At 60.4% G+C, this 25,929-nt stretch carries 16 protein-coding genes; 10 read left to right on the top strand and 6 right to left on the bottom strand.

What is annotated here, in order from left to right:
• Window positions 1-52 precede the first annotated feature (52 nt).
• Window positions 53-952, bottom strand: a complete 900-nt coding sequence (locus E6W33_RS09285) for a cytochrome c3 family protein (RefSeq protein WP_247869587.1) — start codon at window positions 950-952, stop codon at window positions 53-55.
• A gap of 342 nt (window positions 953-1,294) precedes the next feature.
• On the bottom strand, window positions 1,295-2,404 hold the full coding sequence (locus E6W33_RS09280) for a 6-bladed beta-propeller (RefSeq protein WP_136416682.1): 1,110 nt from the start codon (window positions 2,402-2,404) through the stop codon (window positions 1,295-1,297).
• A gap of 246 nt (window positions 2,405-2,650) precedes the next feature.
• Between E6W33_RS09280 and E6W33_RS09275 the strand changes: the two genes are divergently transcribed.
• The 9 genes from E6W33_RS09275 to E6W33_RS09235 all read left to right on the top strand — a co-directional run bounded on the left by E6W33_RS09275 (window position 2,651) and on the right by E6W33_RS09235 (window position 17,952).
• Window positions 2,651-3,799, top strand: coding sequence for a c-type cytochrome (locus E6W33_RS09275; protein WP_136416680.1), 1,149 nt, complete (start codon window positions 2,651-2,653; stop codon window positions 3,797-3,799).
• Window positions 3,800-3,939: 140 nt separating this feature from the next.
• The gene (locus tag E6W33_RS09270; RefSeq protein ID WP_247869586.1) at window positions 3,940-4,983 is read left to right on the top strand and encodes a cytochrome c; all 1,044 of its coding nucleotides are present in this window, start codon (window positions 3,940-3,942) and stop codon (window positions 4,981-4,983) included.
• Between the two features lie 292 nt (window positions 4,984-5,275).
• On the top strand, window positions 5,276-5,584 hold the full coding sequence (locus tag E6W33_RS09265) for a c-type cytochrome (RefSeq protein WP_136416676.1): 309 nt from the start codon (window positions 5,276-5,278) through the stop codon (window positions 5,582-5,584).
• A gap of 204 nt (window positions 5,585-5,788) precedes the next feature.
• Window positions 5,789-8,506 (top strand): bifunctional diguanylate cyclase/phosphodiesterase, encoded by a 2,718-nt coding sequence (locus E6W33_RS09260; RefSeq protein ID WP_168798586.1) that lies wholly within the window; start codon window positions 5,789-5,791, stop codon window positions 8,504-8,506.
• A gap of 61 nt (window positions 8,507-8,567) precedes the next feature.
• Complete coding sequence (locus E6W33_RS09255; RefSeq protein ID WP_136416671.1) at window positions 8,568-9,068, top strand: chemotaxis protein CheW; 501 nt, start codon at window positions 8,568-8,570, stop codon at window positions 9,066-9,068.
• A 113-nt stretch (window positions 9,069-9,181) separates the two neighbouring features.
• Window positions 9,182-10,816 (top strand): methyl-accepting chemotaxis protein, encoded by a 1,635-nt coding sequence (locus E6W33_RS09250; RefSeq protein WP_168798585.1) that lies wholly within the window; start codon window positions 9,182-9,184, stop codon window positions 10,814-10,816.
• A 242-nt stretch (window positions 10,817-11,058) separates the two neighbouring features.
• Window positions 11,059-14,253, top strand: coding sequence for an EAL domain-containing protein (locus E6W33_RS09245; protein WP_136416669.1), 3,195 nt, complete (start codon window positions 11,059-11,061; stop codon window positions 14,251-14,253).
• Window positions 14,254-14,343: 90 nt separating this feature from the next.
• Complete coding sequence (mgtA, locus tag E6W33_RS09240; protein ID WP_136416667.1) at window positions 14,344-16,875, top strand: magnesium-translocating P-type ATPase; 2,532 nt, start codon at window positions 14,344-14,346, stop codon at window positions 16,873-16,875.
• 111 nt (window positions 16,876-16,986) lie between these two features.
• Window positions 16,987-17,952 (top strand): alpha/beta hydrolase, encoded by a 966-nt coding sequence (locus E6W33_RS09235; protein ID WP_136416665.1) that lies wholly within the window; start codon window positions 16,987-16,989, stop codon window positions 17,950-17,952.
• A 129-nt stretch (window positions 17,953-18,081) separates the two neighbouring features.
• On the opposite strand, the gene E6W33_RS09230 is transcribed toward E6W33_RS09235, so the two are convergent.
• The 4 genes from E6W33_RS09230 to E6W33_RS09215 all read right to left on the bottom strand — a co-directional run bounded on the left by E6W33_RS09230 (window position 18,082) and on the right by E6W33_RS09215 (window position 24,127).
• Complete coding sequence (locus E6W33_RS09230) at window positions 18,082-18,435, bottom strand: c-type cytochrome (protein WP_136416663.1); 354 nt, start codon at window positions 18,433-18,435, stop codon at window positions 18,082-18,084.
• Between the two features lie 83 nt (window positions 18,436-18,518).
• Window positions 18,519-20,564 (bottom strand): cytochrome c3 family protein, encoded by a 2,046-nt coding sequence (locus tag E6W33_RS09225; RefSeq protein WP_136416660.1) that lies wholly within the window; start codon window positions 20,562-20,564, stop codon window positions 18,519-18,521.
• Between the two features lie 221 nt (window positions 20,565-20,785).
• A complete protein-coding gene (locus tag E6W33_RS09220) occupies window positions 20,786-23,137 on the bottom strand; it encodes an MtrB/PioB family decaheme-associated outer membrane protein (protein WP_136416658.1) in 2,352 nt (783 codons plus the stop codon).
• Between the two features lie 15 nt (window positions 23,138-23,152).
• Window positions 23,153-24,127 carry a DmsE family decaheme c-type cytochrome gene (locus E6W33_RS09215; RefSeq protein ID WP_136416656.1) on the bottom strand — a complete coding sequence of 325 codons (975 nt, stop codon included), beginning with the start codon at window positions 24,125-24,127 and terminating at the stop codon, window positions 23,153-23,155.
• A gap of 847 nt (window positions 24,128-24,974) precedes the next feature.
• Here E6W33_RS09215 and E6W33_RS09210 point away from each other — a divergent pair.
• Window positions 24,975-25,928 (top strand): DmsE family decaheme c-type cytochrome, encoded by a 954-nt coding sequence (locus E6W33_RS09210; protein ID WP_136416654.1) that lies wholly within the window; start codon window positions 24,975-24,977, stop codon window positions 25,926-25,928.
• Window position 25,929: the final 1 nt, after the last annotated feature.

Here is a 25,929-nt window from a genome sequence, read left to right as displayed (position 1 = left end):
AAGGGGCAGACAAGTCTCCCTGCCCGCCCCTGTTGGTCAAGCAGTCAGTGAATTACTTGGTATGGCAAGCCAGGCACACTGCACTGCCCGTATTGGGAATGCGAAGGAAGGTGGTGTTTTCGGTATGCGGATCGTGGCAGCTTGCGCATTCGACGTAAGGCTGTGCGCCCGACAGCGTCATGGTGTTGCCGTCGCCATCCTTGTTTACCGAGGTCACGTCGGCACGCGTGTAGAGCTGCATGTCAGTCTTTTCGCGTGAACCGGCCGTACCGACCGAGGTATCCACCCACCATACCGACTGACCGTTCAACACCGCCGACTTCGTATCCTTGAAGTCGCCGTCACGGAACGCCGTGCTGGCATAGGCAGCCGGCGCAGCCGGCACAGTGCCCGCCTTCGGGCCACCCGCGTACTGGATGCCGATCGGATGGTCGTTGCGCAGATCCTTGCCGATCAAGGTGATCAAGCCGTCGGCGATCTTGCCGTCGGTCTGGTGGTCGCCCGTCCAGGTGCCGGTGAGCGCAGCGCCGGCCGGGTTATAGCCACCCGAACCAGGCTGGTTGATCATCACGTTCATTGCCTGCGTACCGTCATGGCACGACAGACAGGCAAGCGATACAGAACCGACCGGTGCCGTCGAGCCGTCCAGACTGGAAGTGCCAAGGCTGTTGTACGTGGTATAGATCGTCGGCGACGACAACACCCGGTTCCACAAAGGGACCGTGGCTGAGGTTTCCGATCCGTGAGGCGTGTGACAGAACACGCAAATTTCGCCGGTGCCGCTGAACGAGTTGACCCGTTCCGCGGGGCCCGCGCTGCTCCCCAGGTTGTGCTTGGTGTTCGCGATACCCGCCGATACATCCGGCGAGGCGAACACTCCCGCCCCCAACAGCACGACGGCCACTGTACCGGCCACTCGCGACATGACGTCTTTCACCAAATTCATTTTCATGATTTTCGATTCCTGCATTTTTTATTGACTACATGCCTTTCGACATGCTCCCTGTTCCCCTACAACGAATCAGTTGCTTGGGATCAAGATGAGCAAGTTTCAAGCCAGATACACAATTGACCCAAATCAGAAGCGCAGGCTATCGACTTTGCGCCACGATAGCCTTCGACCCTGGCGCCGGTTTCTCACAGCACCCACCCAAATCGCTACTCCGATTTCCATAGGAAGAGCGCCATCCGGCGACACGCCACGCTCGGGTAAGCACATGAGAAAACAGGCAATTCGTACTACCCCATACCAGTTCCTGAATGCAAGAAGCACTTCTTGATTGCTGGAACGAAATCACTGCTTCGCTTTCGGTTCCGGCCTGGCCGTGAATCCAGCGCCTTCAGCCAGCTTGGCCGGCCGGTAGACGTCGACCTTGCGGAAGAATTGATCGGCAACATACACGCGTCCGTCGCCGTCGATCGCAATGCCGGCGGGTAGCATGTACTTCGCCATGCCATCCTTTTCACTGCGGCTGCCGACCGGGAGCAGCAACTGCCCTTCGGGATTGAAGATCTGGAAATTGCCGAAGGCGGTATCGACTACGTAGATATTCCCGTCAGGATCCACCGCGGCCTCCTTCGGGCGCGAGAACTGGCCGCTGCGGCGGCCGACTTCGCCGAAGGCCCGCACAAAGGTGCCGTCGGTGCGGAATGCCTGGACACGGAAATTGCCGCCGTCGACGACGTAAATCAGGCCATCCTGGCCGATCACCACATCGCGCGGCAGATTGAATTCTCCTTTAGCGTTTCCACGCTTGCCGATGTCGAACAAATGCTTGCCGTCCTGCGCATCGAAGACGCGCACGCGATGCTCTTCATTCGTGACGGAACCGGTATCGACGACATACACGCGCGCACCTTCGGAATCGACTGCAATGCCGGACGGCCGCGAAAAGAACTTGGCATTGCCGACGGTGCGCAGGAATTTGCCGTCCTTGTCATACACCACCACCTGCTTGGCCGTGGCATCCACGACATAGAGGTTGCCCTTGCCGTCCACATCCAGGCCGATCGGCATCATCAGGCGCCCCGGCTCGTCCTCGCCGATCTTGAAAAACTTCTGGCCCGGGATGTCGAACACCATGACCGCTTGCACTGCCGTATCGCTGACGAACACGCGCCCCTGGTATACAGCGACGCCGTAGGGTTTGGCCATGCCTTCGCCGACGCGTGACTCGCCGGTCAGCATGCGCCGCAGTTCCGCATTCTGGTCCTGCTTCACCACATCCGCGCTGGTATAGATGCTGCGCTCGTAATAGAAGCGCGGCTGATCCGGCGCCGCCGGGAACACCGGTTTTTCCACCACGCGCGGCGGCCCCGGCGGCGCGGCGCAACCTGCCACCAACAGTACGCCTGCCAATTCGACCAGACCGAGCAACGCTCTGAGAGATGCACGCTTTTTCATATTCGTTACGCCTTTGTATTGCAATGAAAATTGACCAAACAGGAATTACTTGCCAGGGAGCACGCTTCAAGCAAGCACCGTACCAATTTGTATAGCGCTCCTTTCAAGGCGCAGACGGCTTCTCGGGCAACTCTCTTGCCGAGAAAAACATTCCGTCAGGCATCATTCTTGCTAACCTTCGCTCCAAGAATTCAAGACCGTCGCTTCGTGCGGCATGCCGTTGTTAATCGCATCCATCACCGAGACATGATCAAAATCAGAATGCCAGCCGCCTCAAGCGCACTCTTCAACCGCAGCAGCCGTCATCTCGCCTTCCTGTTATTGGCATGGCTGGGCGCAAGCCCCTTGCCGGCCTCGGCCGGAGCGCATACGACCGCCGCAAGCGGAGAAATCCGTCCGGCGGCGATTTATCACAACTACTGTTCCGTCTGCCACGGCGACAAAGGCGATGGCCACAGCCGCGCGCAAGGCAGCCTGGTGCCGCCGCCGCGCAACTTCACGACCTCCGAAGCAGCGACGCTGCTCACCCGCGCACGCATGATCGAATCGGTGACCAATGGCCGCTCCGGCACGGCGATGACCGGCTGGAAAACCCAGTTGAGCCAGAAGGAAATCGAAGCGGTGGTCGACTATGTCCGCAACACCTTCATGCCGGCCAACGCGACTGCGGACAGCAATCGCGGCCGTATCGTCTACAGCAGGAACTGCGCGGTCTGCCACGGCGACCGTGGCGACGGACGCAGCCGCGCACAAGGCAGCCTGAACCCGCCTCCGCGCGACTTCACCGCGCCGGCAGCGAGGGCGGAGCTCACGCCTGAGCGCATGATCATGTCGATTACCTATGGCCGCCCCGAAACCGCGATGGCGGGATTCAAGACGCAGCTCAGCAAGGAAGACATCAACGCCGTCGTCAGCTACATCCGCACCGGCTTCATGGGCACCAACGACACCGCGGGCATCTCCGGCACCTCTTCCGGGGCGCGCCACGGTCGGCCCCAGGGCATGCCGGGCACGGGCATGCCGTCCTCGACGAAAACTCTGGTGGCCGACATGTCGGCGCCGATGCCGAACGGCCTGAAAGGCGACGCCGTCAAGGGAGCAGCCTTCTACATGAGCAATTGCGCGACCTGCCACGGCACGACCGGCGACGGACGCGGTCCGCGCGCTTACTTCATCAACCCGAAACCGCGCAATTTCCTGCACCCGGCTTCGCAGGCGGAGCTGAACCGTACGGCATTGTTCAAGGCGACGACGGAAGGCAAGCTCGGCACTGAAATGCCGGCATGGGGCAAGGTGCTGAGCCCGCAGGAAGTCGCGGACGTTGCCGAGTTCGTGTTCCAGCGCTTCATCCGTCAGCCGACAGCGGTCGCCAAGAATGCCAACGCCGGAAAATGAGCCCGCAGGCAAGCGTGTGCCCGCATCGAACCTGTGAAAATTTTGAAGGAGATGCCGGGTGCCGCGAAAGGATCGACCCGGCGTATTGCTCGGTTCACTGAACTATTTCGCGCATGGCGCGGACCAAGGCTTTGCTCAAGATGAAACTGATTGCCCTGCTCGCACTGCTGCTATCCCTTGCAGCCTGCTCCGATACGGCGGCACCGCCGAAAGCGGCCGCGCCGCACGCCGGGACGACGGCACAGGCCGCGGGCGATATCGAACTCGGCCGCAAGATCTACAATTTCCGCTGCTACTTCTGCCACGGCTATTCGGGCAATGCGCAGACGCTCGCCAGCACCTATCTCAATCCGCGTCCGCGCGATTTCACCTCCCTGTCGCCTGATCAACTCCCCCGCGAAAGAATGCTGGAGACGATTACCAGGGGCCGCGAGGGAACGGCGATGAAAAGCTTCGCCGACATTCTCACGCCAGCCGAGATTGCCGCCGTCGCCGATTTCGTGCGCCATGAATTCATGGCGTCGAAGGCGCGCAATACCGCCTACCACACGGTGGAAAACGGCTGGCCGGAACATGAGCGCTACGCGCCGGCCTATCCCTTCGCGACCGGCAAGATCACACTCGACGCGCCGGCAGAGCAACTCACACCGGAACAGCGCGACGGCCGCCACCTGTTCATGTCGGCCTGCGTCAGTTGTCACGATCGGGCCAAGGTCAATAACGAAGGTGTGGCCTGGGATTCACGCGCACTGTCCTACCCGCGCATGGGTTTTCAGCCCGGCGACTGGCCACCCAAGCAAGTCGACGGCGTGACCAGCGCGACGCCCTATCACCTGCATGACAAGGCGCCGATACTGACCGACATGAACGCGCAGGAGCGTCACGGCGAAACGCTGTATCAGCAAAACTGCGCCTTCTGCCATGCGGCCGACGGCACGTCACGCAACTGGATCGGCACCTTCCTTGAACCGCATCCGCGCGACCTGACCTCATCGCCGGTCATGTCGTCCATGACCGCGGAGCGCCTCGCCGCGACCATCAAGGACGGCTTGCCCGGCACATCCATGCCGGCATGGAAGTCAGTATTGAGCGAAGCGGATATCCAGGCCCTCATTGCCTACATCAGCAAGGCGTTCCATCCGATCAGTGCAACGCCTGCCATCGCAACCCCGGCTACGCGCTGACGCAACAAGGTCTGCATTTCCCCCCTCACTTGCGCTGATTGCCTTCGCCGGCAATTGGCGCAAGTCCGACCGTCGCACACAACCACGTCGGCAGCAAGGTTAACTACCCGCATTTTCCTGACGATGGCAAAAGCCCCAGGCGGTTTTGCCAATTCCGGGAATCCCTTGATCCATAGAGCCATTGCATACCGCGAAACGCGGATGATTCCTTGGCACATTAATTGCACCCTTACAACGGTGAAGCTTGCGGAGTTTCACACATTGCAAGAGTTTTTGAACCCAAGGAGAAAATATGAAATTCAGTTTTGTCAGTACCGCCGTTGCATCCGCTTTGCTGGTGATGGCAGGTCAAACCCTCGCGGCAGACGGCAAGGCGGTATATGACGCGACCTGTGCTGCTTGCCATGCTACCGGCGCCGCCGGCGCACCGAAGCTTGGCGACAAGGCTGCATGGGCACCGCGCATCAAGACCGGTACCCAGGCACTCTACGGCAGCGCACTGAAAGGCAAGAACGTGATGCCGGCCAAGGGCGGCAACAGCGGCCTGTCCGACGCGGACGTGATGGCTGCGGTTGACTACCTCGTCGCTCAAGGCAAGTAAGCCTCTCTGCGCAGGCGGGAAGACACTACGCAAGACCGGCGTCTTCCCGCCAACGCCTACATGCAGCACCCGAGGAGTTCTTCTCCGAGCGATCACAAATTGCGTACGCTCCGAAAAGCACCCCAGATGAAAACAACAGATCGACAGGGGAAGCAGCCCGCATTGCGGACGGATATCACCACAACAATAAGTAGGGAAAACCTGATGCGAAAACTGATTGTCTCGAATCTGTTGCTGATCATGTTCCTGGTCGGTGCGGCATCCGGATTTTTCCTCGGCACCATCGGGTGGTGGGGTTTGCATGAAGCGTCAAAAGGCATCGATCAGCTCTATCGAACCGGCGGCGAAACGCTCAAGCAAATCTCCGACGTCGAGAAAATGACGCTGCGTTCACAGGCCCTGTTCCTGGATGCACTCAAGAAGCGCGAACTCACGGTGGCCGACAAGGGCACGCTGACGCAGGCCGATTCCGAGCTCAGGCAGATGCTGAGCCAGCTTCAGCACAACAGCGAAAGCGGCGAGCAGTGGGACCAGATCGTCTATCTCTATACGCGGCTGTCCGCCAGCCGGCAGCATGCGCTGGCGCTGCTGGCAACCGACACCAACAATGCGTACTACTTCCACACAACCAATACCCTGCCGCTGTTCAATCAGATGCTGAGCACCGTCCAGCAGTTCGTGCCGCGCTTGTCGCAAGCGATGCAGCGCGAATACGACAGCGCGCACGGCACCAACGACACGGCACGCGACATCCTCCTCGCCATCTGGATGCTGGCATCGGTCTGCTTCTGCCTCACGGCGTGGATGACCTATCGCGAGTCGATGGATCGTCGCAAGAAAACCGCGCAGCTCAACAAGGAACACACACTCTTCCGCACCCTGTTCGAAAGCAGCAATGACGGCATCATCCTGCTGCACGACGGCCGCATCCTCGATCTGAGCCGCGCGGCATTCCGCTTGTTCGCCGTGGCGCCGACGCAATCGGCCGAAGAAATCAGGCTCGACTGGCTGCAGCCAGCGCAGCAGCCGGATGGTCTCTCCTCCAGCGAGGGCCTGATGGAGAGGATCAGCGAAAGCCTGCGGAACGGACCGCAGCGCTTCGAATGGCAGTTCAAATCACTCGACGGCAGGGAATTTCCGGCCGAGCTGGCGATCGACGTTGCCCATCTTGCCGACAAGAGCATCGTGCAATTGACCGTGCGCGATATCTCGCGCCGCAAGCAGAATGAAACCTCCATGCGGCTGGCCAATCAGGCCTTCGAGAATTCGCTGGAAGGCATCGCCATTACCGACGCGCATGGCAATATCCTGACCGTCAATAACGCGTTCACCGCCATCACCGGTTACGACCTGGATGAAGTGCTCGGCCGCAATCCTCGCCTGCTCAGTTCCGGCCGCCAGACGCGCGACTTCTACGACGAAATGTGGAAGTCGATCGACGAGAGCGGAAAATGGCAGGGCGAGATCTGGAACATCCGCAAGAACGGCGACATCTACCCGCAGTGGCTCAATATCAGCCGCGTCACCGACGAGCATGGCAACATCACCAACTTCGTCGGCGTCTTCAGCGATATTTCCGAGCGCAAGTCGGCCGAAGAACGTATCCTGCACCAGGTCTACTATGACCAGCTGACAGACCTGCCCAACCGCGTGTTGTTTACCGACCGCTTGAACCAGGTCATGGGTATCGCCAAGCGGCATCAGGAGCATCACTTCGCAGTGATGTTCCTCGACCTGGATCGCTTCAAGCTGATCAACGACAGCATGGGGCACGACGCAGGCGACCAGTTGCTGCAGCAAGCGGCGCACAGGCTGCGCGGCAGCATTCGTGAATCCGACACGGTTGCGCGCATGGGCGGCGACGAGTTCACCATCGTGCTCAGCGAGATTGCCAATCCCAAGCACGCGGCGAACGTCGCGCAGAAAATTCTCGACGCCTTCTGTCCGCCCTTCCATCTCAATGGCGAAGAGGTGTATGTCTCCGTCAGCATCGGCATCAGCGTCTATCCGGATGACGGCAACAACGTCGAGCTCCTGCTCAAGAACGCGGACATGGCGATGTATCGCGCCAAGAGTGCCGGCGGCTCGTGGTACGAGCTGTACGATGAAGGCCTGGGAACCCAGGCCAGCCAGCGCCTGATGATGGAAACCGCGCTGCACAAGGCGCTGGAACGCGATGAGCTGGAACTGCAATACCAGCCGCAGTTCGACTGCGACAGCGGCAAGCTGATCGGCTTTGAAGCCCTGTTGCGCTGGCGCCATCCGGAACGCGGTCTGCTCGCCGCGGAAAGCTTTCTCAACATCGCCGAGGAGACCGGCCTGATCGTCCCGATCGGCGCATGGGTCTTGCGTACCGCGTGCGCGCAGGCGCAGGCATGGCGCCGCGAATTCCCGGGTCACCGCCTGATGGCGGTCAACCTGTCCGGACGCCAGTTCCAGTCTGCCGACCTGTCGAACCAGATTGCCGCCGCATTGCATTCGAGCGGACTGCCGCACTTCTGTCTCGAACTCGAGATCACGGAAGGTGTGCTGATGCAGAACCTGGACGCCAGTATTGACATCATGCATCACCTCGCCGAGCTGGGCGTGCAGTTCTCGATCGACGATTTCGGCACCGGCCATTCATCGCTCGCCTATCTGAAAAAACTGCCGATCCACAGCCTGAAGATCGATCGTTCCTTCATTCGCGACCTGACCACGGGTTCGGACGACGCGACTATCGTCAGCGCGATCATCGCGATGGCGAACAAGCTGGGCCTGCGCGTGGTTGCCGAAGGCATTGAAGGCCAGGCGCAGCTCGCGCTTCTGAAAGCCTACAGAGGTATCGTCGGCCAGGGCTATCTGCTTGGCAAACCGATGTCCGCGGAGAGCGCAAGCAAATTGATCGGCGAAGGACGCGCCAGGCTGGCGGTCGTGGCTTGACAGAGGACATGATGCAAACACAAAAGTACCTGTATCCCACTACGGATTGAAAGGAAAACCGATGTACGCAAAATCCTTCGCAACGGGCGTGCCCGCCGCAGCATCACCCGCCAGGATCAACGAAAAGCAGGACTACCTGGTATTTCGCCTCGGCGACGGGGAATATGGAATTCGACTGGAGAAGGTGCAGGAGTTGTGCGGCTTCGACAAGGTCACGCGCCTCAACGAGGCACCCAGATTCATCGCAGGCACGCTCAGCCTGCGCAGCCGGCGTATCCCGATTGTCGACATGCACACGCTCCTGGGGTCTGGAAATGCGGACAAGGGCCGCCTCACCGATGTCATCGTCCTCTGCCATGGGGACAAGCAGTGCGGTCTCGCGGTCGACTGCGTGATCGATGTTGTCACGCTTACCGAAGCGCAAATCACCGGAACGGCAGTACCCGGCTCACCCTGCCGGGTCGGCGCGGCCAGCGTCGGGCAGCGTTCGATGATTCTGCTGGACGCCGAGAAATTGATGACCGACTACCGGCCGGGTCCGGCAGAGCGGCTCGCCGCCTGATCGGGCGACGCCTGACCTGACAATCATCTTCGCGCCGTCCCAAGCTTCGGCGCGCGAACGTGCTGCCCCGCCTTCGCTAGAAAAAAACCGGAGCCCCAACAGGGAAAAGAATAATGACAAAAATAGAACGAATTCTGCAATTGAACATTGCAAAGAAACTTTGGCTGCTCGCCGCTTGCGCGCTGCTTGGGATGATCATCCTGACCGCGATCTTTCTGCAGTCCGAGCGCACCCTGATCCTCAACGAGCGCAAGGCCAGCGTACGACAGACGGTGGAAACGGCTTACAGCGTCGTCGAGTACTACCAGGGCCTAGCCGCCAGCGGCAAGCTGAGCGAGGATGACGCCAAGCGTGGCGCAATGGATGCCGTCAAGGCACTGCGTTACAGCGGCAAGGAATACTTCTGGATCAATGACATGCAGCCGCGCATGATCATGCACCCGTTCAAGCCGGAGCTGGAAGGCAAGGCCCTCGACGACAACAAGGATCCGAGCGGCAAGCAGCTATTCGTCGAAATGGTGAACACCGTCAAGGCGCACGGCGACGGCTTTGTGTTCTACGCCTGGAACAAGCCGGACAGCACCGAACTCGGGCAAAAGGTCTCGTACGTGAAAGGCTTCGCGCCGTGGGGCTGGGTGATCGGTTCCGGCGTTTATCTGGACAATGTGCAGGCGACGTTCATCAGCCGATTGATCAGTTTTTCCCTGGGTACGCTTGCGCTGGCCGGCATCCTGCTGGCGATCTGCGTCGTGATCGGGCGCAGCATCACGCGACCGCTCGGCACGGCGGTGCGTATCGCGCGCACCGTCGCTTCCGGCGACCTGACCAGCAAGATCGAGGTCTCGACCAACGATGAAACCGGCCAGTTGCTGCGCGCGCTCAAGGAAATGAACAGCGGCCTGCTGACCATCGTCGGCAAGGTCCGCAACGGCACGGACACCATCGCCGCGGCGTCCACCCAGATTGCCTCCGCCAACATGGACCTGGCCGCGCGCACCGAGGAAGAAGCCAGTTCGCTGGAAGAAACCGCGTCGGCGATGGAGCAGCTTACCGGCACCGTCAAGCAGAACGCGGAACATGCACGGCAGGCCAATGTGCTGGCGGTGTCCGCCTCCGAAGTGGCGGTCAAGGGTGGAACGGTGGTATCCCAGGTGGTCGGCACCATGGGTTCAATCAACGAATCGGCAAGGAAGATCGTCGATATCATCAGCGTCATCGACGGTATCGCTTTCCAGACCAATATCCTCGCGCTGAATGCCGCGGTGGAAGCCGCGCGTGCCGGCGAACAGGGCAAGGGCTTTGCGGTGGTCGCCTCCGAAGTACGGCAACTGGCGCAACGCTCCGCCTCCGCCGCCAAGGAGATCAAGGACCTGATCGCCGATTCGGTGGAAAAGATCGATACCGGCGCGAAGCTGGTCGACGAAGCCGGAGCGACCATGAAAGACATCGTCAGCAGCGTCAAGCGCGTCACCGATATCATGGCCGAGATCACCGCCGCCAGCCAGGAGCAAAGCTCGGGAATCGAGCAGGTCAACAAGGCGATCGCGCAAATGGACCAGGTCACGCAGCGCAATGCGGCACTGGTGGAAGAAGAAGCGGCAACGGCCGACGCCCTGCAACATCAGGCGGCTGAACTGGCCCAGACCGTCAGCATTTTCCGCCTCGACGCCGCGTCATCCACCCTGCCTTCTCCGGCAGCGGGGGTGAAGCTGCTGCCGCACATGGCGCCGCGGCTTGTGCGCTCCTGAGAGGCAGACAAGGTGATGAAAATATGCAGCACCCGTCCGCAGCATCGGCGACCGTGCTTGATTCAATGGCCAGTGGCCGGCTTGCACAGCCGGCACGGCCATCGCGATTTTTCAGTGCAAGCTTTGCAAGGTGCTGCGTCAGGCGCCGAGGATAGCTTGTATGTTCAGGAGCGGTATTCCATGGTCCTGCCAGGGAATGTCGGCACTATCGAAGTGCATTCTCAGTGCCGGAGCTGCAAAGCATGAATGGAATGGTAACGGCTCTGATGGGCCGAAGCGCTGATGAAAAAAAACTGCGCTTTCGGCTGTGGGCTCTGACGGCACTCGTCTTCGTCGGCACCTTGCTGGCCGGCGCGGCCTTTTCAGCGCTGTACCTCCACGCGTACATGCTTCACGAACATGAAGAAGCAGAGCATGTCGCGACCACGCATGCCACTGCCATCGAAGGCCGTCTCAGCCGCAGCCTTTCGAGCACCTATGCCCTCGCCGCCCTGGTTCGCCAGACCGGCGGCCACGTCAGCGGCTTTGATTCACTGGCAACAGAGATGCTGCAAATCTACGGCGACATCAGCAGCCTGCAACTGGCGAAGGGCGGCGTCGTATCAAATGTCGTCCCCTACGTCGGGAATGCCGAAGTGATCGGACATGACTTGCTCAAGGATCCGACCCGCTACAAGAATGCCCAGCTCGCGTTGGAGACCAGGAAGCTGACCCTCGCGGGCCCTTTTGAGCTGCACCAGGGAGGCCAGGCCGTGGTCGGCCGCCTGCCGGTCTTCATGCCGGACCCGGACGGAAAGGATTGGTTCTGGGGCTTTGCCATCGCGGTGATCAAGGTTCCCGACTTGCTGAAGAGCAGCAACCTCTCGCAACTGGTTAATGCCGGATACCAGTATGAGCTGGCACGCGTGAATCCCGAAACCGGCGTGCGGGAGATATTTGCGCGATCGGACAAGGGCGCGGTCAATGGTGCTTTGGTGCGGGCAATTGAAGTTCCCAACGGCCGCTGGTATCTCAGCGTCTCGCCGACCGACGGCTGGATGGAGTATTCGCTCGCGATCGCCATCTGCGCGGGCGTGTTGCTGTTTTCCATCCTGATGGCACTATTGGCGCACCTGACTTTCAAGCGGCCGCTGCTGTTGCGCCGCGAAGTGGAGAAGCGCACCGAGGAGCTTGCCGCGGCGAACCGGTCGCTGAGCGCCGAAATCGCCGAACGCCAGCGTGCGCAGAATGCCGTCATCCAGATCAACCGTCTCTACAGCGTGCTTAGCCTCACCAACGCGGCCATCGTGCGCGTTCCCGAGCGCGACAAATTGCTCGACGAGATATGCCGTGTTGCGGTAGAGGCCGGGGGGTTTCCGCTGGCACGCATCGCGTGGCTGGACGCAGCAAGCGGGACCTGGGCCTGGAAGGCGAAATGCGGGCAGGACGCGGAAATGCCGGAATGCGACGAAGCGATTCTCTCCTGCATGCGTGAAAATTTCGACTCGCTGCAACGCGTTCCGCTGAAGGTATGCAACAACCTGGTACAGGATGACGCCAGTTGGCCCGCGGCTTGTCCGCAGGCAGTGGCCGCCGGATTCGAGTCGCATGTCTTCCTCCAGTTGCAGGTCAATGCGCGCGTGGTGGGCATATTCAGTCTCTATGCGCGCGAGCCGGGTTTCTTCGACGCGGCGCAGCTGCGCCTGCTCGAAGAAATGACCCATGACCTGTCCTTCGCGCTGGAAAACATCGAGCGCGAGGCGATGCGCAAGGCAACCGAAGAGAATCTGCGCAAGCTGTCGCGCGCGGTAGAACAAAGTGCGAATGCCGTCATGATCACCGACCGCAACGGCGTGATCGAGTACATCAATCCATGGTTTTCCAAGATTACCGGCTATCGGCCGGAGGAAATCATCGGCAAGACGCCGAGCGTGCTGCGCTCAGAAGAGACCCATCCGGAGACGCACAAGCGCATGTGGGACACCATCCTGTCGGGCAAGGAGTGGACCGGCGAGCTGCACAACACGAAAAAGAATGGCGAAACCTACTGGTGCCTTGAGACCATTTCGCCGCTGAAGAACGAGAATGGCGAGGTCAGCCATTTCGTCGCGGTGACTGAAGATATCAGCGAGCGCAAGCAGACCGAACAGACCATCCGCCACCTCGCCTTCCACGATCCGCTCACCGGCCTGCCCAATCGCCGCCTGTTCAATGACCGCCTGCATCAGGCGGCGGCGCTGCGGCATCGCAGGGACAATGCCTTCGCGCTGATGCTGCTCGATCTGGATCGCTTCAAGACGGTCAACGACACGCTCGGCCATGACATCGGCGATGCCCTGTTGAAGGCGGTGGCCTCACGCTTGCTGGGCGCGGCCCGCCAGGGCGACACGCTGGCACGCATGGGCGGCGACGAATTCGCGCTGCTCGCATTGGAAATTTCCCAGCCGGAGGACGTCGCACGCCTGGCTGACAAGCTGTTCGCGATTCTGAAGGAACCTTTCCAGCTGTACGGCCATGAGCTGTATGTGACGACCAGCATCGGTATCACGCTTTACCCGGCCGATGCGAACGACGCCGAAGCCCTGATCAAGAATGCCGACATCGCGCTGTATCGTGCGAAAGATCTCGGCCGCAACAACTTCCAGTTCTTCACCGGCGACATGAATACGACGATGATGCATCGCCTGCGCCTGGAAAGCGCCATGCGCTGGGCCGTGGAGCGCAATGAACTAATGCTGCACTATCAGCCGCAGATCGATGTCGCCACCGGCAAGATCCACGGCACCGAAGCGCTGATTCGCTGGCGTCATCCGGAATTCGGCATGGTCTCGCCGGCACAATTCATTCCACTGGCTGAAGAGACGGGCATGATCATCGAGATCGGCGAATGGGTGCTGCGCAAGGCCTGCGCCCAGGCCAAGCAATGGGAGCGGCGGGGTACGCCGATGCGGGTCGCCGTCAACCTGTCGGCCCGCCAGTTCCACCAGGGCGACCTGGCCGACACCATCGCCGGCATTCTGGATGAATTCGATCTGGCGCCGGCCTTGCTGGAAGTGGAGCTGACGGAAGGCGTCCTGATGGAAGACACCGCCCAGACCGGGGCGATACTCGAACGCCTGCACGGCATGGGCGTGCAGATCTCGATTGACGATTTCGGCACGGGTTACTCATCCCTCTCCTACCTGAAGCGCCTGCCGATCCAGGTCCTGAAGATCGACCAATCGTTTGTGCGCGACATCCATACCGATCCGGACGACCGCGCCATTGTCATGGCGGTGATCGCGCTCGCGCACAGCATGAAGCTGAAAGTGGTCGCAGAAGGCGTGGAAACGCAGGAACAGTTCGCCTTCCTGCGCGAGTACCAGTGCGATGTCATGCAGGGCTATCTGTTCAGCCGCCCGGTGTCCGGAGAGGATGTGCTGTCGCTGCTGATGTCGGAGGCGCGGCAGCTGGCCTGAGCCCTCGGGGAAAGATCACTTCATCCTGTTCAAAGACGCTGCCCGTCGGGTCTATAATGGACTCTCTCCCCCACTTCGACGGTGCGTACGATGGCAACAAGCGATCCGTACTGGAGCACCAGCCTTGCCGCCTTGATACGGCTTCTGGATACCCGTATCGAAGGGCTGTCCAGCGAGCAGGCACACATCCGCGCAATGCGGCATGGTCCCAATGCTGTGGAAGCCGATGAGGAATTGCTCGCGCTGTCACTGTTGCTGCGCCAGCTTGCAAGTCCGCTCGTCCTCATCCTCGTGTTTGGCGCAGTTGTTTCGCTGGTGCTGCAGGACTGGACCAACGCCATCATCATCCTCGTCATCGTCCTGGGCAGCGTCCTGCTCGGATTCTCGCAGGAATACCGCGCCTCGCGCGCTGTCGCCCGCCTGCGCCGCAGCCTCGCGCTGACCACGAGGGTTTTCCGCGATGGCAAGCTGCAAGCCTTGCTGGCCAGCGAACTGGTGCCGGGCGACATCATCCGGCTGTCGGCCGGCAACCTCGTTCCCGCCGATGGAGTGGTGATCGACGCCACCGATTTTCTGGTGACAGAAGCCAGCCTGACCGGCGAACCTTTCCCGGTCCAGAAGCAGGCCGGCGAGCTTGCAGCGGATACGCCTATCGCCGAGCGCACCAACTGCGTCTATTCCGGCACGTCGGTGCGCAGCGGCACGGCAACCGTGCTGGTGGTCGAAATCGGGCGCAGGACAGCGCTCGGCGCCATCGCCGCCAGTCTCAAGTCGAGCGCCCCGGAGACCGAATTCACGCGCGGCGTGCGGCAATTCGGCTACCTGCTGCTGCGCGTCATGCTGATCACGGTCATCTTCGTGCTGGCGGTAAATCAACTGTTCCATCGTCCCGCCATCGAGTCGCTGCTGTTTGCCGTCGCGCTGGCGGTCGGGCTCTCTCCCGAGCTGCTTCCCGCCATCGTGAGCGTCACGTTGTCGCATGGCGCGCGCGCCATGGCACGGCGCGGCGTCATCATCCGCCGGCCCGAAGCCATCGAGAACCTGGGAAGCATGGATGTCCTCTGCACCGACAAGACCGGCACACTGACCGAAGGTGTGATCGAACTCAATGACGCGGTCGATCCCGATGGCAACACTTCATCCTCGGTGCGATGGCTGGCCTATCTCAACGCTGCCTTCGAGACCGGCATCGAAAACCCGCTCGATGCAGCGCTGATCGCCGCGGGCGAGAAGGAAAAGATGAGCACCGACGGCCTGCGCAAAATCGATGAAATTCCCTATGACTTCATCCGACGCCGGCTGACCATCGTGGTCCAGGAACCGGCGTCGCAGGACCGCCATCTGATCATCACCAAGGGCGCGTTCAGCAACGTGCTCGAACTCTGCACCGCGCTCGCGTCAACAAATGGCGAACGCCCGCTGGACGACGAAGCCCGTCGCAAGCTGCAGGACTACTACGAATGCAAGGGACGGAAAGGTTTCCGCGTGCTTGCCGTGGCGACCCGGCATGCGGAGCCCAAGGCCGACTACGTCCATGAAGACGAAAGCGCCATGGCATTCGCCGGCTTCCTGCTCTTCTTCGATCCGCTCAAGACCGGCGCCGGCAAAACCCTGCATGACCTGGCGGCACTCGGCATCCGGGTCAAGATCATCACCGGCGACAACCGTTACGTCGCCGCCCATGTCGCGGAAGGTCTCGGGCTGGAATGCGAGTCGATGCTCACCGGCGCGGAAATGTCGCGGCTGAACGAGGAATCCTTGCGCTATCGGGCCGAGCGCACCGATCTGTTCGCCGAAGTCGATCCGCAGCAAAAGGAGCATATCGTGCGCACGCTGCAGCGCGCCGGCCATGTAGTCGGCTATATCGGCGACGGCATCAACGACGGCCCGCCGCTGCATATCGCCGACGTCGGCATTTCCGTGGACAAGGCGGTCGACGTGGCGCGCGAGGCGGCCGACGTGATCCTGCTGCGGCCTGACCTTGACGTGCTGTGCAACGGCGTCAGGGAGGGCCGGCGCACCTTCGCCAACACGCTCAAGTACATCTGCGTCACGACCAGCGCCAACTTCGGCAACATGATGAGCATGGCATTCGCCACGTCGGTGCTCGATTTCCTGCCGCTCAGCGCCAAGCAAATCCTGCTCAATAATTTCCTCTCGGACATCCCCTCGATCGCCATCTCTACAGACAAGGTGGATCGCGAACGCGTAGAACATGCGCGCCGCTGGAACCTGCGCGAGGTGCGGCAGTTCATGATCGTGTTCGGCCTCGTCAGCTCGGCGTTCGACCTGCTCACTTTCGCCACGCTCATCAAGGTCTTTCACGCCGACGTGGGCACCTTCCAGACCGCCTGGTTCGTCGTCTCCCTGCTGACCGAGCTGGTGGTGGTGCTGGTACTGCGCACCGCCAAGCCCGCGTGGCGCAGCCGACCTTCCCGCCTGTTGCTGGCGACGACAGCGCTGGTGGGCGCACTGGCCTTCTGCATCCCCTATATTCCATACGTCGCGCACGTGTTCGGCTTTGTACCGCTATCCTGGCCAATGGCGCTGACGGCAATGGCGATCGTGCTCGGCTATATTCTCTGCACCGAGGCGGTGAAGCGCAGGTTCTTTGCGTCTTGAGGCCAGCCTCCGGCGGAAGGATACAATGAGTGCCGGTTGCAGACGCCGGCGCACAGGACGGGCCGGCATTCCCCCGAAACAATTTTTCTGACTAATTCCATCATGATCCCCATGAGAACATCATTTTGCATCGCCCTGCTTTCACTGAGCTGTGCACTGCCCGCTGCCCATGCGGGCCGGCTGATGGAGCGCCGCGCCGTTGAACTGCAGGACGACGACACGTCCGGCGCCGCGACGCGTCTTCCGGCCGGCGTCACGCTGCGTCGTGATGTCCCCTATGGCGACGACCGCCTGCAGCGCATGGATGTCTACATTCCGGCGCAAGCGAAAAACGCCCCGGTCATCGTCATGGTCCACGGCGGCGGGTGGCGGCGCGGCGACAAGGCGATGCGTTCGGTAGTCGAAAACAAGCTCGCACGATGGACGGCAAACGGCTTCATCTTCATTTCGGTCAACTACCGGATGCTGCCGCAGGCCGAACCAGCACAACAGGCCGATGACGTGGCAAAGGCCCTGGCCTCCGCACAAGCCCAGGCGGCAAGCTGGGGCGCCGATCCGTCCGCTTTCCTGCTCATGGGGCATTCGGCCGGCGCGCACCTGGTCGCCCTGCTCTCCGCCGATCCCTCGCGCGCATTCCGCCAGGGCGCGAAGCCCTGGCTGGGCACGATTGCGCTCGACAGCGCCGCGCTGGACGTGGTGCGGATCATGCAGGGAAGGCATATGCGCCTGTACGACCAGGCCTTCGGCAGCGACCCGTCCTACTGGAAATTCGTGTCGCCCTTCCACGCGCTATCGTCGACAGCGGTTCCGCTGCTGGCCGTGTGCTCGAGCCGGCGCACTGATTCCTGCCCGCAGGCGAGGCAGTTCGTCTCCGCAGAGGAGCGGCTCGGCGTGCGCGCATCCGTGCTCGAACAAGACCTGTCGCATCGGCAGATCAATGAAGAACTGGGGCTGCCCGGTGCCTATACCAGCGAGGTCGAGCAATTCATGCATTCGCTCGGCCTGCCTGTGTCGGCCAACGCGACATCCTTGCCCGCCCGCGCCCCGGTCAGGCGCCGTTTTCTGCGCAAGGAGTAAGCGCCCCTTTCTTCGCCGGAATGAAAAAGGGCTGGCACTGCCAGCCCCAACGCGATTCGCATCGCGGTTGCATCAACGGGTCAGGATGACCTTCTGGGTATTAGCCCTGTAATCCTGCCGTTCCCTCGCTTAGTGCGAAAGAACCCATTTCGCGATGGCCTTCAGATCGCCCTGGTCCTTGGTCTCGATGATCTTGTGCTCTTCCTCGGTACCGTCTTCAAGCTTGACCTTCGGGCCGGTGGTGATGTTTTTGATGATCTTGGCTTCGCCGTCCGGCTTGGCCTTGAGATCCGCGGCGATCTTCTTGTACGACGGCCCCTTCTTCGTCTTGTCCACAGCGTGACACTTGAAGCAGCCTTGCTTCTTCAGATACGGTTCGACGTCGGAGTCGCTCATGGCGGCGAAGGCGTGCGTCGAAACGGACAGGACCACCGCAGCGGCGGCCATTCCCAACAGCTTGCTGGTGATGGTGTTGAGTTTCATGATGCCTCTCTCTAAAAAATGAAATACCAGTTTTACTTCCGCCTGATTTACAACCGGGGGACGGGCGCCCCGGGTTAACAAGTTCAATGTCCCAGGAATCCGTTCACCACCATCGCGAGCAGGCTCAGGCCGACGACGATCAGGGTGAAGCCAAGTATCTTGGCGCCCAGGGTCATCGGTTGCGACGGCGCATCCACCAGGTACTTCTTCAGTTCTCCCGTGCGCACCAGACGATCATACTCGACCCGGTGCTCGTGGCGGAACTCTTCCAACGGGAAGGTGCCGGTGAACATCACGGTATCCAGCGGGAACTTGTCCGGACGGAAGTGGTTGTTGAAGAAGTGGACGGTGAACAGGAACACCACTGCCAGGATCGCTTCTTCGCCGTGGAAGATCATCGCCACGTTGAACACCCAGCCCGGCAGGTAGCTCGCAGTCACGTGCGGGAACCACATCATCAGGCCGGATACGCCGATGATCGTGACACCCCAGAACGGTGCCCAGTAGTCGAACTTCTCCCAGTAGGTCCAGCGATCGAACACCGGACGCGGTGCCAGGCCGAAGAACCACTTGAACATGGCGATGATATCGGTCAGGTCCTGCAGGCCCGGGATCAGCGAATCCGGTCCGAAGATCTTGAACTTCTTCCAGTTCTTCGCCAACTTGATGCCGACATAGAAGACGTGCCAGATGAACACGATGCCGAAGATCGTGGCAAAGACGCGGTGGATACTGCCCGCAACCTTGTAGCCGCCCAGCGCCTTCATGATCACCGGCGCCCATGCAGCGTCCGGGAAGAACAGCGGCATGCCGGTCAGGGTCAGCGCCATCAGGCTCAGCGCGAATGTCAGGTGGGCGATACGCCAGGTCGCGGTGAAGCGCTGGTAGTGTTTGCCCTTCAATTCTTCAGGCAGCGCTTCCACGTTCACATGCGGACGCAGTTTGCGTTGCTTGCGTTCCTTGTATTCACGGTAGAACCAGAGCAGCGTGTGGGTCCAGAAGAAGGCAAAGGTGCCGACCAGCAGACCGATCATGAAGTTCTTGGCCAGCCAGATCTGCGGATAGGTCTTGAAGTCGCCTGCGGTGCCGTGCGGCTGGAAGGAGACGAAGCCGGCTGTTGCGTCCGCACGGCCCTTCTTCTCGGCGTGGCACTGCTTGCAGGTCTTCAGCAGGTTCTTCTCGTTGACCTTGGAGTCCGGATTCTTCTTCGGCTGAATGCCATGGCTGCCGTGGCAGTCGAAGCACTTGCCGGTTTCGGCGTAGCCCAGGGCCGTCACCTGACCGTGGTAAGTCGATTTGTAGGACTTGTAGCGGTCGGTATGGCAGTTGCCGCAGGACGCCGTGATCTTCAGCTTGGTCGGATCAGCCGAGGTGTTGGCGACAGCATGTGTCGTATGGCAGTCGGAGCAGACGGCAGCCTTGATATTCTTCTTTTCGAGAACTTCCTTCCCATGAATGGAATCCTTGTACTCTTCGAGTTGATCCTCGTGGCATTTTGCACCGCAGGTCTCCGCGATGGTCAGGCGGTTTTCCGCGCGGCGCGTGGTGCCCTCGGGGGCCACGTCGAAAGTATGGACGTCATGGCAGTCGTTGCAGGCCGCATTCGCATGATCCGGCTCGTCCTTGTTGGGACGTGCGTGCAGCGATTTCTTGTAGGCCTCGATGTTATCCACCACGGCGCCAAGACGCGCCTTTTGCGTGGCCAGGCCGTCCTTCTTGGCCTTGTTCCATAGCGCTTCGTGGCAGGAGATGCAGTCCGGTTTTTTGGCCGTGGCGGACTTCTGGTGCTGCGCCTTGGCATCGGTGATTTCGGTATGGCAGTCGACGCACTGCATGGTCGAGTGCACGCCCTTGCCGTACTTCTCGGGATTGATCGCATTCAGTGCGCGCTTCTCGCCGCCGGCGGTCTGCGCTTCCAGCTTGCCCTTCTTCCCGTCATGGCAGCCTTCGCAGCTTGCGTTATCGAGCTTTTCCGCAGTCGGTGCGGCAGCCGCGGGCTTGGCGTCTTCCGCCGAGGCAGGTGCCAATGTGAAGACGCCGGCAAGGCAGATAACCGCTGTCAGCGCCCAGTTCTTGAGCTTCCGGATCGGCACAGCCGTCCTGTTTCGGTAAGCGAGCGATTTGGTCATGATCTTAAGGAGGGTGTTTAATTATTCGGTACTACGGTGTATTCGGTATTACGAGAATGCAACTTTCGCGCCAGGCAGGATACGGGGCTGCATGACCAGCGAGCGCCAAAAGAAACGCCCCTTGCGGGGCGATAAAACAAGGGCCGTCCACATGAACACTCCACCGGTTGCCAGTGACATACTCGTTGGTCCGGTGGAGGGTCATATCGGGGTGCCAGACCTTACTGGAACTTGTAGATGTAGGTCACACCGATGAAGCTGACGTTTTGCGTCTGCTTGGCGCCGACAGTCGTGTTGTCGGCGAACGTGAACGGGACGCCATTGCTGGCCCATGTCCATTCAACCAGTCGTGCACGTTGATGGATCAGGTCGAGACGGATATCCGCGTTCTTCTGCAGCGTGTACTTGCCGAAGAAGCTCAATGTCGTCGTACGGAACGTCACGTCCGGCAGGCCGATCGCAGCCTGCGCGAGGTTGGTTGCACTCGCCGGCGCACCCGTTGCCGACGGCGCAGCATCGATGCCGTACTTGTTGATGTCACTGAGGTAGGCCAGGTTTGCACCAACCAGCAGCTTGCTGCTCAGCTTGCCGTCCACTCCCAGGCCGAAAGCATCGCTCCGGTCATTGAGAGCCAGCATGTAGCCCGTGCTGTGGTTGATATGCAGAGTCTGATCGCCGTAGGATGCATAGCCGTTGAGCTTCCAGTTGTCGCTCAGGGCGAAGGACATATCAAGACTGTACATCTTGAAGTCCGAATCACGCCAACCCTTGCCACCAGCCACCGGGTTGAAGAAATTCGTGTTCTTGTCCTTGCCGTCTTCCAGGCTGACCTGCACCGTCAGACGCTCGCTCGGGGTCCAGTCGGCGGACAGCTTCCACTTGTCGCGCTCCAGATCCACCATGTTCATCGGCATGATCGTCGTCGCTGACAGGCCCACCAGCGTGGATGCCGGCACTGTCGCACCATAACCGGCACCTGCCGCCACAGCTGCAGCACTGGTCTGCAGGGAGGTCCAGTCGGATCCACCGCGCTTGCTGCTGGAATAGCCGATCGCGCCATTGAGCGTTTCCGACATGTTGCGACGCAGTTCCAGGCGATAGCCCGTTTCCGAGTTTCTCGCGCGCAGGCCACCCAGGCCGGCGACGATTTCATCGCCGGCAGGCGTCGGCACCTCGCGTTCGACCGAGGCGTAGTCCGCGCCGATCGTTGCACGATAGTTGGCCGGCAGCAGATAGCTGGCTTCCAGCTTGCCGTTGACCTTGGTCGACGTCACATGGTTGTTGTTCCAGAACTCGCCGACATTGGTATAGCTGGCCGGGGTGGTGGCCGGCGTTACCGCTGTCGCCTCTACGTTGTACAAGGCGTTCGGTGTCTTGTCGTCCTTGTTCTCGTAGCGAACATTGGCAAGCAGGGAGAGCTTGTCAATCGGGCGCGTGGTGAACCCGACTTGTGCCAGTACGGTATCAACGCGTCCGCCAAGGTCGGTCATGCCTGCCGGGGCACCGCTCAGACCCGCGCCGGCGAAGCTGGCGTTCTGCGTCGCATGCGTGTATGCATACTTGAAGTTCGCCTTGGTCTTGGGTGTGAACGCATAATTGCCATCAATGTAGATCTGATGCGCCTGGTTGTCCGGAGGCAGAGCCATCGCCGATTGCAAGTTGTTTTGCAGGCTCGTGCCGCCACCCGCGATGATGTTCGTGCCGACAGCCGGATAACCCGGGAAGGGTTGACCGAGGCCGTTGTTGAACAGGTTCGGCACCACAGGATTCAGGCTGCCGTTCGAGTTCGAGTAGAACGAACCGTAGTAACCCGCGCTCAGCATCAATTTCTCGTCGTGGAAATTGAGCTTTGCATCGATCTGCTTGGTGTTGGAGTTGATCGGCTCGGCGACCAGCAGGAGCGCATTCTTCACGAATGCGGCCTGACTGATGGCTGCAGTCGTGGAACTGCCGCAGACGTAGGCCGCGCAGTCATACCCCCTGCCCCACAGCCTTGCGCCGTCCTTGTCCTCGTTCTTGAACTCGGTAACGAATTGCAGCGAAGGCGAGACCCATTTTTCGAAGCCGAGCATGGCGTTCTTGCGCTTCGTCTTCAGGTCGACATCCGTGCCGCTGCCCGGCGTGGCCAGGCGGTTGATCGTGGGCGTGCTGGTCCCGACACCGGTCATGCCGGTATTGATTGTGCGCGGATAGATGCGTTCCAGTTCGCTGTATCCCGCCTTGACCTTCCAGTCGCCTTGCTTGTCGTAGCGGAAGCCGAGTTCGCGGGTACTGAGTCCGAGATCACTGCCATTGAATTGCAGCCAGGTCCCGGTCGCGTCGTCGCGCTTGAGATAGTCGAAGTTGAGCAAACCGTAGGCGCTGTTATCGCGCATGCCGTTGTACTGGCCGAACAGCGCGCGGTCCTTGCTGTCGCCGCTGACGGCGCCCGCACCGACGCTGACGAAGCTCGAGGGCGTGGTCAGTTCAGCGACGCTCTGGCCATCGTCGGCGCGTGCCGGGCCGAAGGCCGCGAGCAGCGCGAGCGCGATAGCAGTTTGGCTCACGCCAAGATGTTGTTTCGAGATTTTCATGATGTTAGCCCTTTCTTAGCGGAACATGAACTGCGGCGTCGGGTTGGTTGCGCTCGGATTATTGCTTCCGTGCACCTGCGTATGGCAGTTCATGCAAGCCCTTGCCTGAGTCACGTTGATGCCGCTCTTGCCTGCACCGTTGACCGTCGGCGCTACAACCTGTGCTCCTGCAACTTGAGGAATGAAACCACCGTGCGGTGTATGGCATTGATGGCAGAGGAACGGCGGACGTGCCTTCAGCAGACTCTCTGCAACGGTGCCGTGCGGGTTGTGGCAGTTACCGCAGTCTTCGTCGACCGGCGAGTGGTTATGCACGAACGGACCGCGCTTCTCCATGTGGCAGGTGTAGCAGGTCTCGTTGACGCTGTTACGCTTCATCAGCTTCGGGCTGACCGAACCGTGCGGTTGGTGGCAGTCGGAGCAGGCGACCTTGCCTTCGAGGATAGGATGGTGCGAAGGACGGCTGACCTGGGCGCGCTGTTCCTTGTGGCAGGCGAAGCACACTTCCGGCTGGGTCTTCTTGTCCATCACCTTGTCGTGACCGGCATGCACCGTGTGGCAGGAGGAGCAGGTCACATCGCGCGCCTGGTGCGTGCTGCCTTCCCAGTGCGAACGGTTCGCATCCTTCTTGTGGCAGCTCAGGCAGGCTCCGCTGCGCTGATCTGTCGAGTTGGTGGAGTTCTTGGCGAAGGTGACATCGGGCTTCGGCGGCTTGTCCTTGCCCTTGTAGTCGGCATGCTTGTCGCTGTCGCCGTGGCACTTGGTACAGGTCGGCGTGCGCTCGTCAGCACGCGTGCCGTGACGCGTCTTGCCGATGGCCAGCAGCTTCGGAGAATCGGCCTCGTCATGGCAGGCGGTGCACTTCGCGTCGCCCTTGAGCACGAGATCCGTGGCTCCCGGTTTGGCGGCATCCGCCGCGAAAGCCGGCGCAATGCCAGCCACCCCTATCGCAAACGTCACCAGCGTGACGACCTTTTTCCAGAGCTTCATCAGCTTCCTCCCTATGGTTCAACTTCGATTCTTGCGTTTGCCGGTTTCCGACATCGGCAAGTCTTTATGCTCTGTTCGTGCGCTCTACTTTTGACTTCAACGCACGAATATCCACATAGCAAGAAGGGTATCGACTCGCCACCCTTTGCACAACGACCTATGTTGCAAATCGCACGATGATTCGAGAAACTTTTCGAATTGTTTGATGTGGCGCAATTTTTCGAGCCACTGAAAATCGACTGCATCAACACGACGATTTTTGTTCGACTTTCGTCGGGAGCCTTTGCGTGATGCGCATGCGCGAAGACTCTTCATCGATGCTTCTCCAAATCGAGAAACCTGCCGATCGGTGCTCGTCATTTGCCCTGCATTCGCACTTGAAGAATGCCGTCATCATTCTTGATTCAATCTTCTCTAAATCGAGAATGCAGAAGACATTCATCCAGGATGCGATGCTATGAAAACAGGCACACGCTCTCGACCAATACTTCTCTAAATCGAGAATCAATCTCTTCAAACTAACGCAGATCAAAAACTTTCTATCACGTCTTGATCTATTCGTTGCGTATGCCCACAAGCCCTTATTTCACGTCAAAAGATTCAAAAGTTTTCGAGCTCATCTGCGCCATGAAGAAGAGTGAAGTTGTATAAAGAATCGCAACCCTACCCTCCATCACGCACGCATCGTTGCATAAGCAAAAATCAAACCGGGTGTCGATGAGAGGCGAAAGAAGGCGCTCAGCAATCGATTGGTCCGATCACTGAAGACGCACGAAGGGCGAGCAGGTTTGCAGTCACCGTGAACCAGCAAACGCAGGAATCGAAGTGAACCATAGGGAGAACACTGATGAAGCTCTGGAAGAAGGTCGTCACGCTGGTGACGTTTGCGATAGGGGTGGCTGGCATTGCGCCGGCTTTCGCGGCGGATGCCGCCAAGGACCTCGTGCTCAAGGGCGACGCGAAGTGCACCGCCTGCCATGACGAAGCCGATTCGCCAAAGCTGCTGGCCGTCGGCAAGACCAAGCACGGCACGCGTGCTGACGAGCGCACGCCGACCTGCACCAAGTGCCACGGCGACAGCGACAAGCATGCCGACTACAAGGGCAAGGACAAGCCGCCGAAGCCCGACGTCACCTTCACCAAAGACTCCGCGAATCCGGCCCAACAACGTAGCGATGTCTGCGTGAGCTGCCACAAGAAGGATGCGAAGCGCTCGCACTGGGAAGGCAGCACCCACCAGACCCATGAAGTGACCTGCTCCTCCTGCCACACGGTCCATGCCGGTCGCGACAAGGTGATGGACAAGAAGACCCAGCCGGAAGTGTGCTTCGCCTGCCACAAGGAACAGCGCAGCCAGGTCAATCGCATTTCGCACCACCCGATCCTCGAAGGCAAGGTTTCCTGCTCCGACTGCCACAACCCGCACGGCTCCGTAGCTCCGAAGCTGATGAAGGGCGACAGCGTGGTCGAGACCTGCTACACCTGCCACATGGAGAAGCGCGGCCCGTTCGTGTGGAACCATGCGCCGGTCAGCGAGGATTGCGCGATCTGCCATAACCCGCACGGAAGCAACGTCGAAAGCATGTTGAAGACCCGTCCGCCCTTCCTCTGCCACCAGTGCCATTCACCGCACGGCGGCAACCTCGCCCAGTTGACCAACCAGTCGACTCGTGCGGCGACCGTCGGTCGCAACGGCGTGACATACACCCAGGGACGCGGTTGCGTGAACTGCCATACACAAGTGCATGGCAGCAACAATCCGGCGAACGCACAACCCACTCCGCAGTTCATGCTGCGTTAAG

Origin of the sequence: Herbaspirillum sp. ST 5-3, assembly GCF_004804275.1 — a bacterium.
Classification (GTDB): Bacteria; Pseudomonadota; Gammaproteobacteria; order Burkholderiales; family Burkholderiaceae_D; genus Noviherbaspirillum.
Note: the sequence above shows the minus strand (reverse complement) of the source record. Positions and strands in the feature narration are given on the sequence as shown.

Excerpts from the sequence above, each read along its gene's own strand:
- E6W33_RS09285 (WP_247869587.1), bottom strand. The coding sequence starts at position 952 with ATGAAAATGAATTTGGTGAAAGACGTCATGTCGCGAGTGGCCGGTACA.
- E6W33_RS09280 (WP_136416682.1), bottom strand. The coding sequence starts at position 2,404 with ATGAAAAAGCGTGCATCTCTCAGAGCGTTGCTCGGTCTGGTCGAATTG.
- E6W33_RS09275 (WP_136416680.1), top strand. The coding sequence starts at position 2,651 with ATGATCAAAATCAGAATGCCAGCCGCCTCAAGCGCACTCTTCAACCGC.
- E6W33_RS09270 (WP_247869586.1), top strand. The coding sequence starts at position 3,940 with ATGAAACTGATTGCCCTGCTCGCACTGCTGCTATCCCTTGCAGCCTGC.
- E6W33_RS09265 (WP_136416676.1), top strand. The coding sequence starts at position 5,276 with ATGAAATTCAGTTTTGTCAGTACCGCCGTTGCATCCGCTTTGCTGGTG.
- E6W33_RS09260 (WP_168798586.1), top strand. The coding sequence starts at position 5,789 with ATGCGAAAACTGATTGTCTCGAATCTGTTGCTGATCATGTTCCTGGTC.
- E6W33_RS09255 (WP_136416671.1), top strand. The coding sequence starts at position 8,568 with ATGTACGCAAAATCCTTCGCAACGGGCGTGCCCGCCGCAGCATCACCC.
- E6W33_RS09250 (WP_168798585.1), top strand. The coding sequence starts at position 9,182 with ATGACAAAAATAGAACGAATTCTGCAATTGAACATTGCAAAGAAACTT.
- E6W33_RS09245 (WP_136416669.1), top strand. The coding sequence starts at position 11,059 with ATGAATGGAATGGTAACGGCTCTGATGGGCCGAAGCGCTGATGAAAAA.
- mgtA (WP_136416667.1), top strand. The coding sequence starts at position 14,344 with ATGGCAACAAGCGATCCGTACTGGAGCACCAGCCTTGCCGCCTTGATA.
- E6W33_RS09235 (WP_136416665.1), top strand. The coding sequence starts at position 16,987 with ATGAGAACATCATTTTGCATCGCCCTGCTTTCACTGAGCTGTGCACTG.
- E6W33_RS09230 (WP_136416663.1), bottom strand. The coding sequence starts at position 18,435 with ATGAAACTCAACACCATCACCAGCAAGCTGTTGGGAATGGCCGCCGCT.
- E6W33_RS09225 (WP_136416660.1), bottom strand. The coding sequence starts at position 20,564 with ATGACCAAATCGCTCGCTTACCGAAACAGGACGGCTGTGCCGATCCGG.
- E6W33_RS09220 (WP_136416658.1), bottom strand. The coding sequence starts at position 23,137 with ATGAAAATCTCGAAACAACATCTTGGCGTGAGCCAAACTGCTATCGCG.
- E6W33_RS09215 (WP_136416656.1), bottom strand. The coding sequence starts at position 24,127 with ATGAAGCTCTGGAAAAAGGTCGTCACGCTGGTGACGTTTGCGATAGGG.
- E6W33_RS09210 (WP_136416654.1), top strand. The coding sequence starts at position 24,975 with ATGAAGCTCTGGAAGAAGGTCGTCACGCTGGTGACGTTTGCGATAGGG.